10 protein-coding genes, 2 tRNA genes and 1 rRNA gene are annotated in these 12,093 nt (G+C 36.3%); 11 read left to right on the top strand and 2 right to left on the bottom strand.

The annotated features are described in order from the left end of the window. Positions 1–140 precede the first annotated feature (140 nt). The 9 genes from rrf (at position 141) to ACFQ3N_RS09545 (ending at position 6,297) form a co-directional block, all read left to right on the top strand. Positions 141–256 (top strand): 5S ribosomal RNA (gene rrf, locus ACFQ3N_RS09505). Positions 257–669: 413 nt separating this feature from the next. Next, positions 670–746: transfer RNA gene (locus ACFQ3N_RS09510), tRNA-Met, on the top strand. Positions 747–849: 103 nt separating this feature from the next. Then, positions 850–926: transfer RNA gene (locus ACFQ3N_RS09515), tRNA-Asp, on the top strand. A 340-nt stretch (positions 927–1,266) separates the two neighbouring features. Then, positions 1,267–2,235, top strand: coding sequence for a thiamine-phosphate kinase (gene thiL, locus ACFQ3N_RS09520; RefSeq protein WP_390361782.1), 969 nt, complete (start codon positions 1,267–1,269; stop codon positions 2,233–2,235). 9 nt (positions 2,236–2,244) lie between these two features. Further along, positions 2,245–2,700 carry a tRNA (adenosine(37)-N6)-threonylcarbamoyltransferase complex ATPase subunit type 1 TsaE gene (gene tsaE, locus ACFQ3N_RS09525; protein ID WP_390361784.1) on the top strand — a complete coding sequence of 152 codons (456 nt, stop codon included), beginning with the start codon at positions 2,245–2,247 and terminating at the stop codon, positions 2,698–2,700. A gap of 39 nt (positions 2,701–2,739) precedes the next feature. Then, entirely contained in the window at positions 2,740–3,444 is a 705-nt protein-coding gene (gene tsaB, locus ACFQ3N_RS09530) for a tRNA (adenosine(37)-N6)-threonylcarbamoyltransferase complex dimerization subunit type 1 TsaB (protein ID WP_390361786.1), read from the top strand. Further along, a complete protein-coding gene (gene rimI / locus ACFQ3N_RS09535) occupies positions 3,434–3,889 on the top strand; it encodes a ribosomal protein S18-alanine N-acetyltransferase (RefSeq protein WP_390361800.1) in 456 nt (151 codons plus the stop codon). The genes tsaB and rimI overlap by 11 nt, the downstream gene beginning before the upstream one ends. Continuing rightward, positions 3,882–4,892, top strand: coding sequence for a tRNA (adenosine(37)-N6)-threonylcarbamoyltransferase complex transferase subunit TsaD (gene tsaD, locus ACFQ3N_RS09540; protein WP_390361788.1), 1,011 nt, complete (start codon positions 3,882–3,884; stop codon positions 4,890–4,892). Before rimI ends, tsaD begins: the two co-directional genes overlap by 8 nt. A 232-nt stretch (positions 4,893–5,124) precedes the next feature. Further along, a complete protein-coding gene (locus ACFQ3N_RS09545) occupies positions 5,125–6,297 on the top strand; it encodes an FtsW/RodA/SpoVE family cell cycle protein (protein WP_390361790.1) in 1,173 nt (390 codons plus the stop codon). A gap of 121 nt (positions 6,298–6,418) precedes the next feature. Here ACFQ3N_RS09545 and abc-f read toward each other — a convergent pair whose 3' ends face one another. Beyond that, positions 6,419–8,341, bottom strand: a complete 1,923-nt coding sequence (gene abc-f / locus ACFQ3N_RS09550; RefSeq protein WP_390361792.1) for a ribosomal protection-like ABC-F family protein — start codon at positions 8,339–8,341, stop codon at positions 6,419–6,421. 130 nt (positions 8,342–8,471) lie between these two features. Between abc-f and moaC the strand changes: the two genes are divergently transcribed. Together moaC and ACFQ3N_RS09560 are read left to right on the top strand one after the other, a co-directional pair. Then, positions 8,472–8,981, top strand: a complete 510-nt coding sequence (moaC, locus tag ACFQ3N_RS09555) for a cyclic pyranopterin monophosphate synthase MoaC (RefSeq protein WP_390361794.1) — start codon at positions 8,472–8,474, stop codon at positions 8,979–8,981. Then, positions 8,968–9,609 carry a redox-sensing transcriptional repressor Rex gene (locus ACFQ3N_RS09560; RefSeq protein ID WP_390361796.1) on the top strand — a complete coding sequence of 214 codons (642 nt, stop codon included), beginning with the start codon at positions 8,968–8,970 and terminating at the stop codon, positions 9,607–9,609. The genes moaC and ACFQ3N_RS09560 overlap by 14 nt, the downstream gene beginning before the upstream one ends. A 514-nt stretch (positions 9,610–10,123) precedes the next feature. Here the strand turns inward: ACFQ3N_RS09560 and ltrA are convergent. Then, the gene (ltrA, locus tag ACFQ3N_RS09565) at positions 10,124–11,923 is read right to left on the bottom strand and encodes a group II intron reverse transcriptase/maturase (protein WP_390361798.1); all 1,800 of its coding nucleotides are present in this window, start codon (positions 11,921–11,923) and stop codon (positions 10,124–10,126) included. Positions 11,924–12,093: the final 170 nt, after the last annotated feature.

Raw genomic sequence — 12,093 nt, forward strand, 5'->3', positions numbered from 1 at the left:
ACTATTTTATGTACCTATTTGTATTTGGATGACTTGAATGTAAAGCTCTTATTTAGTTTTTAGGGTATAAAATAAAAAAACTTGCATTTTTTACCCATAATAGATATAATAAAACTTGTGCTTTAAATATTTAATGAATGTCTGGTAGTTATAGCGGTGAGGACACACCTGTTCCCATACCGAACACAGAAGTTAAGCTCTCCAGCGCTGATGGTAGTTGGGGCATTGCCCCTGCAAGAGTAGGACGCCGCCAGGCATTCAAGATATATTTTTTACATCTTTGAATAAGCTAGAAGAGGCAGAGGTCAGGTTTTGATCTTTAAAGCAAGGCCGAATGCATAAACAACTTTATATTATCTCATATCGCGGGGTGGAGCAACGAGCTTAACTTCTACCGAGTAAGCTACGAGTAACCTCGACGAACAAAACATCTTTGAATAAGCTAGAAGAGGCAGAGGTCAGGTTTTGATCTTAAAGCAAGGCCGAATGCATAAACAACTTTATATTATCTCATATCGCGGGGTGGAGCAACGAGCTTAACTTCTACCGAGTAGGCTACGAGTAACCTCGACGAACAAAGCATCTTTGAATAAGCTAGAAGAGGAAGAGGTCAGGTTTTGATCTTTAAAGCAAGGCCGAATGCATAAACAACTTTATATTATCTCATATCGCGGGGTGGAGCAGTCTGGTAGCTCGTCGGGCTCATAACCCGAAGGTCGCAAGTTCAAATCTTGCCCCCGCAACCAATTTAATTCAATTAACAACGTCGAATTTGTTTCATTGCTAATTGAAAATCAGTTGTGCTTTGTGAGTGCAACCAAATTATTTCAACTAAAACTTCTTATAGTTGGTCCGGTAGTTCAGTTGGTTAGAATGCCTGCCTGTCACGCAGGAGGTCGCGGGTTCGAGTCCCGTCCGGACCGCCACTTTTTAATAACAATACATAATATAATATGCACATAATTTCGTAATAGAAATTATGTGTTTTTTATTTGTCTAGGAAATTATATTTTTAGTCTTTGGATAATTTATTGACTGTGTAAGCCGCGTCCAGCTTCGACGTACAGGATAAGGAATGCTTCCCTGAAAAAGCATCGCACGCAGAAAAAGTGCTTTTCCTTTTCAAGGACGTGGCTTCATCGTATCTAAGCAGAATAACTCAACGGTTCTTCTAAATTAGTAGTGCTTTTTTTACTTATTTTTTCCTTTTACGTATCTTTTTGCTATTATTAATGTAATTAGAATAAGTAAATTGGTGGTAATTTTATGGATGAGTTTTCGTTTATAAATTCAATTAAACAACATTCCTATAAGCAATCTTCCCTTATAAAGGGTATAGGTGATGACGCGGCAGTAATTCGCCAACCAACACAAGATATTGTATGTGCTGTTGATACCCTTGTGGAGGGAGTACATTTCTCTCGTCAAACAATGGAACCATGGCATATAGGATACCGCGCACTTGCTGCCAATGTCAGTGATTTAGCTGCTATGGGAGCTTCTCCTGCTTTTTATCTTGTATCTATTGTAATACCCAAGACTTGGTCGAGTGGAGAGATCAATCAGATTTATGTTGGTATGAAACAATTGGCCACAAAATTTAGAATGGATTTAATTGGTGGCGATACTGTATCAGGACAGGAATTGTCTGTTTCGATAACCGTAATTGGTTATGTAGAAAGAAATAAAGCGAGATACAGAAGTTTAGCAAAAGAAGGCGATAAAGTTTTTGTAACAGGTACGTTAGGTGATTCACAAGCTGGATTTCACATATTAACGAACCCTGGTTATTATACAGATGAAGTGTATTATAAAGAAAGACACCAACAACCATTGCCGAGAGTTGACTTTGCTTCCAAGACAGAAAACATATCGAGAATTGTGTTTAATGATATAAGTGATGGTATTGCGAATGAGGCAAATGAAATTGCAGAGGCTTCTAAAGTTTCTCTGATTTTATATGAAAAGCAACTACCAATAAAGGATTCCTATGAACAGTTTCCGCCAAAGCTTCAACATAAGTGGAAGCTTTTTGGTGGAGAAGATTTTGAACTTTTGGGAACAGTATCTAATAAAGACTGGAATGAATTACAAATAATTGCTAAGGAGACAAATACACCTCTTAAAGAAATTGGTTACGTTGATGATAGTCAATCTAATATTGGTCAAGTTTTCTTACATGAAAATAAACAGACATATCGATTACAAAAAAAGGGTTACACCCATCTTAAGTAGGTGAGAAAAATGAGCGTATACAAATTAAAAACACACTCCTATCAAGAAACCATAACAATAGCCGAAAGATTAGCTATGTTTCTCAAGCCAGGTGATGTTATAACTTTAACAGGGGAACTTGGGGCTGGGAAAACAACCTTCACAAAAGGGATAGCGAATGGACTAGGGGTTAAAAGAAATGTTAATAGCCCAACATACACAATCGTAAAAGAATATGAAGGGGAATTACCACTTTATCATATGGATGTTTACCGTCTGGAAGACTCTGATGAAGATATTGGATTTTCGGAATACTTTAATGGTGATGGTATTTCAGTAGTCGAATGGGCAGAGTTTATAGAGGAATACTTACCTAGTGAACGACTCAATATTACATTATCCTCACTTGATGAAAAAACCAGAGTACTGGAATTCTATCCGAACGGTGCTCATTTTGAATCTATAATTACAGAGTTAATTGGTTAAACCCAATTTAGAAATGTTTGGAATAAGGGAGTTACTTGAATGAATATACTTGCAGTTGATACTTCTAATCAGACGTTAGGTGTTGCACTGCTCCATCATGATCAAGTTATTGGGGAGCTTTCAACAAATGTCAAAAAAAATCATTCTGTTAGGCTAATGCCAGCTATTGTCCAATTAATGAAAGATACTAATATAACACCTGAACAGTTGGATAAAATAGTAGTTGCAAAAGGACCCGGTTCCTATACCGGGGTACGCATTGGATTAGCAACAGCTAAATCGATGGCATGGGCATTAAACATTCCAATAGTAGGAGTATCTAGTTTGGAAGTGCTTGCATTTCAAGGGCGCTTAATGGATACGTATATCTGCCCATTCTTTGACGCAAGGCGTAATATGATTTATACAGGATTATATCAATCGAAACAGGATAAGCTTGAACTCATAATAGAGGAAACAAACCTTTTAATGATGGATTGGCTAAAAAAAATAGCTGGAGAAAACAAGGATGTACTTTTTTTAAGCCCAGATATTGACACGTTTAAGGAAACCATTGTTGAGGAGCTAGGAGACAAAGCAATTATACCCGAAGGACCATTTCATATTGCTAAACCATCACATTTAGCGTTAATTGGACTTCATAGAAAAGCAGATCAAACACATACATTAGCACCAAATTATTTACGTTTAGCTGAAGCTGAAGCAAATTGGCTGAAGGAACAAAAGGAACATAATAATGGCTGAACTATGTATTAGACAGATGGAAGTTACGGATATAGACCAAGTTATGGAAGTTGAACGGGAAACGTTTTTCACTCCCTGGACAGAGGATATCTTTTATCAGGAAATTCTTGAAAATCAATATGCGCAGTACTTTGTGATGGAAGTAGACTGGAAAATAATCGGTTATGTGGGGTTGTGGGTCGTTATGGATGATGCGCAAGTTACCAATATTGCTATCATGCCTAAATATCGTGGAAATAAATTAGGTGAAAAGCTTTTTCAATATACGATGAAATACGCTATTGGTATAGGAGTGAAGCGCTTATCGCTAGAGGTACGTGTATCAAATAAAATTGCACAAGCTATGTATCGAAAGTTTGGGCTCGTACCTGGTGGTATTCGTAAAAATTATTATACGGATAATCAAGAAGATGCCGTAGTAATGTGGGTGAATTTTAATGAGTAAAGATAATTATATTCTAGGGATTGAAACAAGCTGTGACGAAACTGCTGTAGCGATCGTCAAAAATGGCAAGAAAATTATTTCTAATGTTGTTTCTTCACAAATTGAAAGTCATAAAAGGTTTGGTGGTGTTGTTCCTGAAATAGCATCAAGACACCACGTGGAGCAGATGACTTTTGTGTTAGAAGAAGCATTTGATCAAGCAAAGCTTACGTGGGATGATATTGATGCAATTGCTGTTACAGAGGGGCCTGGTCTTGTTGGTGCATTACTAGTAGGTGTAAATACGGCAAAGGCACTTGCATTTGCCAAACAAAAACCTCTCGTAGGTGTTCATCATATTGCCGGGCATATTTATGCAAATCGTTTAGATGAAGAGTTCCAATTTCCACTATTGGCCCTCATTGTATCAGGGGGACATACTGAGCTTGTTTTAATGAAAGAGCATGGTATTTATGAGGTGATAGGAGAAACTCGTGACGATGCAGCTGGAGAGGCGTATGATAAGGTAGCTAGAATGCTGAATCTGCCGTATCCAGGCGGACCGCAAATTGACAGGTTGGCAGCAATTGGACAAGAAACGATATCATTTCCCCGCGCATGGCTTGAAGTGGATAGCTTTGATTTTAGTTTTAGTGGATTAAAATCATCTGTTATTAACAAAATCCACAATGCAAAACAGCGTGGAGGAGAATTAAAAGAAGAAGATATAGCAGCAAGTTTTCAGGCAAGCGTTGTAGAAGTACTTACAGAAAAAACGTGGAAAGCAGCTAACAAGTATAATGTTAAACAAGTGATTGTTGCGGGTGGTGTAGCAGCCAATTCAGGATTGCGCAAGGCATTGGACAAAAAATTTGAGGATAGTAATATACCACTACTTATACCTCCTTTAAAACTGTGTACGGACAATGCAGCGATGATTGCTGCAGCAGGTAGCATAGCTTTTGAAGCAGGTAAGCGTTCAGAATGGGATTTAAATGCAAATCCCTCACTAACCCTTAGATAAATATCCACAGTAGTTGTGGGTATTTTTACTAGAATGCCCATAGATAGAGGAAAACTATTGTGGATGAGAATGTGGATAAGTTTGAGTTTGTTTGTGGATTGTGTGTATAACTTTGTTAATATGTATTGGTAGAGTAACTTATATGTGTATATCATTGTGGATTAATTTAGTAACCTGTTAATTAATTACTAGATTGAAAATATATATTGATAGTAGAAATTTGGTGGATAACGTGTCGGCAAAACAATCCCATTATACACAAAGTGATTTAATCGTCCTGTTATTATTTTTTATATGTGCTAGTTTAATTGCCATTTATAATGCACAACAGCTGCCACAAAATATAGGAGAAAACTATGTTCTAAAGCAGACGATTTGGTATGGGGCGGGGATTTTTATAGTAGCTGCCATGCAATTTTTTGATTTAGAGCAGTTATATAAAACAAGTATTTTTATTTATAGCATTGGAGTGCTGGTGCTCATTGTATTGTTAGTGAGTCCAGAAAGTATTGCACAGGAAATTCGCGGAACAAAAAGTTGGTTTACGTTCCCTGGTTTATCACTACAACCAGCTGAATTCACTAAGATAACGACCATATTATTTTTGGCTGCAGCAATAAGTAAACATAAAACCAAGTATGAAAGGCCTACTTTACAAAGTGATAGTTTGTTATTGTTAAAAATCAGTTTGATCTCAGGGATTCCAGTTGTATTTATATTAATGCAACCAGATTTTGGTACATCTATGGTTTATGTATTTATAGCTGGCATGATGGTACTATTGTCAGGAATTGATTGGAAAATAATTATAAGTCTTATCTTAATGATAACTTTAACAATGGCTGTTCTATTTACTATTATCGTGAAATTTCCAGATGTGTCACAAGAGTTAATTGGAATTGAAGGGTATCAAGTAGATAGAATTGTGACGTGGTTTGATTCAACACAGCAAACAAGCGATAATACATATCAATTCGACCTTTCCATGTTGGCGATTGGGTCTGGGCAATTGATGGGGAAAGGGATGAGTAATTTAGAAGTCGTACAACTTCCTGACGCTCATACTGATTTTATATTTTCTGTCATTGGAGAAAGCTTTGGATTTATTGGTTGTGCATTGGTTATTCTATTATTTTTTGTGATGCTGTATCGACTAGTAACCCTTGGATTAAGCAGTTTTAGACATAATGTATTTGGATCATATATATGCTTTGGCTTTATGAGTTTACTAATGATCCATGCTTTTCAAAATATCGGTATGACAATTGGAATTATGCCGATCACCGGAATCCCATTATTGTTAATAAGTTACGGGGGAAGCTCAGTCTTATCCACAATGATTGGATTTGGACTAATCTACCGAGTGGCAGTGGAACATGCAGTTCAAAAAGATTATTTATTTTAGAAAAAGGCTGATCTAAGTTAATTAGATCAGCCTTGCTGTTTGCTGGAGATGCCGAATTCTGAATACGCCATAGTCTGGGTCGTGACAGCCGTACCATAGGCTATCAATGCCCTATTCCAGCCTAATCTTCCTGTAATGCTGCCCATTCTTCCATATACTGCTCGATTTTCTGTTTGATGTCACTGGTTTTTTTCGTCAATTCCAGTGCCTTTTCATGATCCTGATAGATTTCTGGCTCAGTCATTTTTTGTTCAAGTGCTGCAAGCTCTGATTCCAGGTTCTCAATTAATCCTTCTAGTTCAGCGATTCGCCGTTCTATTTTACGTTGTTCACTTCGAAGCGCTTTTTCTTCTTTGAAATTTAATTTCCTTTGATCTGTTTTTTGAACGACTTCAGTAGTTTGCTGCAGCCTTTGAAGCTCGGCGTGCTCTTCTTTCTTTTCCATATAGTAATCATAGTCACCAAGGTAGGTGGTAACGCCGTCCTGTTGCATTTCTACGATTTGATCTGTGATTTTATTAATAAAGTACCGGTCATGTGATACAAAGACAATGGTACCTGGAAAGTCCATTAGAGCTGCCTCTAGGACTTCTTTGCTATCAATGTCCAAATGGTTTGTCGGTTCATCTAATACGAGTAGATTCGCTTTTTGCATCATTAATTTGGCTAGCGATAGTCTTGCTTTTTCTCCACCACTTAGTGCATGTACTGGCTTCAAAACATCATCACCAGAAAATAGAAAATTCCCTAATACCGTTCGTATATCTTTTTCATTTACATTTGGGTACTCATCCCATAATTCATGTAAAACGTCCTTAGATGACGAGAGATTTGCCTGTTCCTGGTCATAGTAGCCGATTTGCACATTTGTTCCTATTTTTATCGTACCGTGACTAGGCTTTAATGATCCTAAAATTGTTTTTAGTAGTGTTGTTTTTCCAACACCATTTGGACCAACCAGTGCAATTCGTTCTCCGCGATTAATGTGAACTTTTACTTTTGAAAATAATGGATCTTTATCATCGTCATAGCGAAATGAAAGGTCATCTATTTTCAATACATCATTTCCACTTCGTTTATTCACCTGGAATGAAAAGGAAGCAGATGATTCATCACCTTTAGGTTTATCCAACTTATCCATTTTTTCTAATTGTTTACGTCTGCTTTGAGCTCGTTTTGTGGTAGAAGCTCGTACAATATTTTTTTGAACAAACTCTTCCATTTTTTTAATTTCGGTTTGCTGTTTTTCAAATTCTTTTAATTCTTGTTCATAATTTAATGCTTTTTGATCAAGAAAATCACTATACGAACCATTATATTTTTTGGTATGGTGACGAGAAATTTCATAGACAATGGAAACAGTTTTATCAAGGAAATATCTGTCATGGGAAACAATCGTTACTGCACCTGGATAACTGATAAGGTAATTTTCCAACCAGCTAAGTGTTTCAATATCCAAATGGTTCGTTGGCTCATCTAATATTAACAATTCTGGTTTTGTGAGCAGAAGCTTTCCTAACGCTAGTCGCGTCTTTTGACCACCACTTAATGTGCTAATAGGTGTTTGGTAATCTCGTTCGTAAAAATGTAATCCCGAGAGAACCGCTTTTATATCTGCTTCATAACGGTACCCACCACCTGTTTCGAAGGCTTGCTGTCGTTTGTCATAATCGGCTAATAGTTGTTCGTATCCAGTGTCTGATAAAGAAGCAGCTCGTTCCATTTTACTTTCTAATGATCGTAATTCTTTTTCTTGCTTTAGAAGGTAATCAAACACTCCCAACATTTCATCCCAAATCGTTTTATCAGATTCTAATTCTGTATGCTGGGACAGATACCCAATACTTAAGTCTTTTGGCTTAAACAGGTCACCATCATCATATGCCAGTTCATTTGCCATTATTTTTAGTAATGTCGATTTTCCGGATCCATTTCTTCCTACAATAGCTATACGATCTTTATCCTTAATTTCGAGTTTTATATTGGATAAAATCTCCTCTGCGCCGAACGCTTTGGAAATGTTATTTAGTTGCATAATTATCATTACGTTCACCTCACCCTATTAAGTGTATCGTATTAGTAAATAGCCTAGCAATACAATTGTGAAAATAATCACGACTTATATTCCTATTTCTGATAAAATAGACGTGAGATATAAAAATGGAGATGAGCTTATGTCAGATTTCACTCACTTTAATGAGCAAGGTAGAGCCCGTATGGTCGACATTAGTGAAAAAAAGGAAACAGAACGTACAGCTACTGCCAAATCGAGTGTATATGTTACGAAAGAAATTTATGAAAAGATTACCAATCAGGAAATTAAAAAGGGAGATGTATTTGCTGTTGCACAAGTAGCAGGAATTATGGCTGCCAAAAAAACATCAGATTGGATACCCATGTGCCATCCATTGCAATTAAAGGGAATTGATATTTCCTTTGAATGGAAGATTAACGAAGGTACATATCAAATTCAAATAGATGCATTTGTAAAAACAAAAGGAAGCACTGGAGTTGAAATGGAAGCATTAACAGCAGCCTCAGCAACAGCGCTCACCATATACGATATGTGTAAAGCGATAGATAAAGGGATGGTAATTGGTCAAACCTACTTAGTAGAGAAAAAAGGTGGCAAAACTGGCGATTACTATCGAGAGGAAAAGGGGTACACGGATGGAACAAAATAAAATACCACAAGCAACAGCGAAACGCTTACCATTATATTATCGATTTTTAAATAACTTAAATCACCAAGGTATAAAACGGGTATCATCAAAGGAACTAAGTGAAGCAGTTAAGGTCGACTCAGCTACTATACGTCGCGACTTTTCCTATTTTGGTGCGTTAGGCAAAAAGGGGTATGGATATAATGTCGAATACTTACTTGGCTTTTTCCGAAAAACATTAGACCAAGACGAACTGACCCAAGTTGCCTTGATTGGTGTCGGTAATCTCGGTACAGCTTTCCTGCATTATAATTTCATGAAAAATAACAATACAAAAATCATGATGGCGTTCGATACTAGTCCGGAAAAAGTAGGAACTGAAATAGGTGGTGTTCCAATTTACCACATTGATGATTTAGAAGCTAAAATAAAAGATGTTCGTGTTGCGATTTTAACAGTCCCATCCAGTGAAGCGGAAGGTATAACAACTAGACTGGTTAAAGACGGGATTGAAGGTATACTTAATTTCACTCCTGCAAGAATTACGGTTCCAAAACATGTTCGCGTGCACCACATCGATTTAGCGGTTGAGTTACAATCGTTAGTATATTTCTTAAAACACTATCCCTTACAAAATGAAAGAGACTAAAAATAGTAACGGGTTCCGTTTCCTATCACAAAAGTCAGAATTACACTTTAAAATGTAACTAAATTTGCATCCTATTTGTAGTGATATTTGTAATTAAAAATAAAAATCTCAGTTCAAGTGAACTGAGATTTTTCTTCTATCTATTTTCAATTGTTTATTCAACTAAAGCACCCGTTAACGCAATAAGAGAATAGCTTCTATTTTAGCTAGTTTAGTTTAAAAGTAATATTGATATGGAAGAAACAATAAGAAAGAAAGGTATTAAACATCCAACTCTAAGAAAGGATAAACCCGAATCTACAACGTCTTGCCAATTTAATTTTCCGCTTTTTTTTCTTCCCCAAAAACCCATAAATATTCGATTCCCCCTTATAGTTTAGGTCCATGGTTGCTATGCTATCCTGCGGCGTTAGTTTAATAGCAATAGGTAAGACTTTGATGTAATCTCCATCTTTTCCCCTGCTCCACACCCAACGTGCGGCTTTCGCCGCATGAGGCGTTCCATCTTATTCTTTTAAACTAAAGCAACTAAATTACAAACTTTACGAAATTGGTTTAGCTTCTTCAATTGTTTTCCATCTAATTGAAGAATGTTCCTATATCGCTCAATCGTCATTTCACTTTTAGCATGGATTAATCTATGGACATCTTTGTGTACGATTACAAGGTTGTTAAACTCATCTGAGCCTCCCATGTGTCGGGGTAACTTATGATGACAGTGTACCTGATTGCATGTTAAAAACTCCCCTGTTACTGCACATTTGCCTAATTGCATAGAGTACCTTGAAATTCTGTTATCTACAACTTCTAAGTTGTCTTTGCCGTAAGGCATTTTTAACATTTTGTTTATTTCTATGGCAACGTCGGTTCTAAGGTTTTGATGAAGTTTAAGCCTTCCTTCTTTTGTATAATTACATATATCTTGACTGAAGTTCATGGCATTACTTGTTTGAATATCTCCTAAGGGAAATAAATAAACACCAGCAATTTTATATGTTCTGAAATTATTTTTATGAAGTCTCTTGTATGTTTCTGATGGCTTTATAGGTTTTCCATATTTGCCAATTGGTTTTAGACGATTATACATGGTTTTTATAAGACGATAGGCTATTTTTCCAAAGTCTTTATTGATATGAGTCGCAACCCTGAAGTAGTTTTTAATTCCGAGAATATAGGCGTTATAACCCATGACAGTTTGTGGCGTTGGTTTATTTTGGATTTTGTGAATTAAATATCTAAGTTTTTCTAGTATATTTTTCATCTTTTTATCCATAACATGTGTATTGGCTACATATCTATTACGCTTGGCTACTGCTTTGAGAGAAAAACCTAGAAAATCAGATTTCCTCTTTCTAAGATTAGTAATCGCTGATTTCTCAGTTGATATATCAAGGTTTAATTGATTCTTTAGGTATCCTTTGGTGGCATGGTATATTTTGATAGCTAACTTAGGGGAATTTGTGAAAATCTTAAAGTCATCTGCATATCTGACGATATACATTTGTTTGAGATTCGTTTTCTTTAACGCTCTTATTTTACTACTAGGTGTATAAGTTTGTTTTGTTTTTAAGCATTCCCATTGATTAGCTATCCACCAATCTAAGTCATTTAGAACAATGTTAGATAAAAGAGGAGATAAGATGCCTCCTTGCGGAGTTCCTTTAGTTGGTACACCTATCCCTTTTATTGGAGCCTTTAGCATTTTCGAGACAATCGTTAAGACTCTTTTGTCCCGTATTCCTATGTTGTACATTTGTTTAATTAACTTTGAATGACTCACGTTGTCAAAGAAACCTTGTATATCAATATCTACTACATGGTGCAATTTCACATTATTGATTAAAAACTGACATCTAGCCATTGCATGATGGGTCGACCTGTTTGGTCTAAAACCATATGAATGGTGATAGAATTTAGCTTCACATATTGGCTCTAATACTTGTTTGAACATCTGTTGAATTAATCTATCTCTCATAGTTGGAATACCTAATGGACGTTTCTTTCCATTGGGTTTAGGTATCTCAATCCTTCGTACAGTTTGAGGTTTATAATTATTTAATGCTTTTCGAATCTCCTCAATAAATTCATCAACATTTTCAATCTTATATTTATCAATCGTGATGCCATCAGTTCCTGATGTTTTAGACCCTGTATTTGTTTTTATATTTCGAAAGGCTAATAAGATATTTTCTTTCGATATGATATGTTCGTATAGCCCGAGACCTTTGGTAGCGTTGTTAATGCTTCGTTCATAGAGGTCATCGAGTATATCTTGCATATTATAGTATTCTGTATGTCGTAACGCTGTACTCACCGATGGATTGTTTCTCCTTCCTTACGGAAAATCCCATCATCTTACTCGACCTTGTGAGTTTCATTTAGTTGACTTAGTTTTCAAAGAGAAGACTTGGGACTAACCCTCCACGCTCGTTACACGCTTCAACGGTACTGTGTCCCTACTTTCATAAGAGTAAAGTCACTTCG

Source organism: Virgibacillus byunsanensis, from assembly GCF_042675965.1.
GTDB lineage: Bacteria > Bacillota > Bacilli > Bacillales > Amphibacillaceae > Virgibacillus_R > Virgibacillus_R byunsanensis.

Coding starts and splice junctions, on each gene's coding strand:
- thiL (WP_390361782.1), top strand. CDS start 1,267: ATGGATGAGTTTTCGTTTATAAATTCAATTAAACAACATTCCTATAAG.
- tsaE (WP_390361784.1), top strand. CDS start 2,245: ATGAGCGTATACAAATTAAAAACACACTCCTATCAAGAAACCATAACA.
- tsaB (WP_390361786.1), top strand. CDS start 2,740: ATGAATATACTTGCAGTTGATACTTCTAATCAGACGTTAGGTGTTGCA.
- tsaD (WP_390361788.1), top strand. CDS start 3,882: ATGAGTAAAGATAATTATATTCTAGGGATTGAAACAAGCTGTGACGAA.
- abc-f (WP_390361792.1), bottom strand. CDS start 8,341: ATGATAATTATGCAACTAAATAACATTTCCAAAGCGTTCGGCGCAGAG.
- moaC (WP_390361794.1), top strand. CDS start 8,472: ATGTCAGATTTCACTCACTTTAATGAGCAAGGTAGAGCCCGTATGGTC.
- ACFQ3N_RS09560 (WP_390361796.1), top strand. CDS start 8,968: ATGGAACAAAATAAAATACCACAAGCAACAGCGAAACGCTTACCATTA.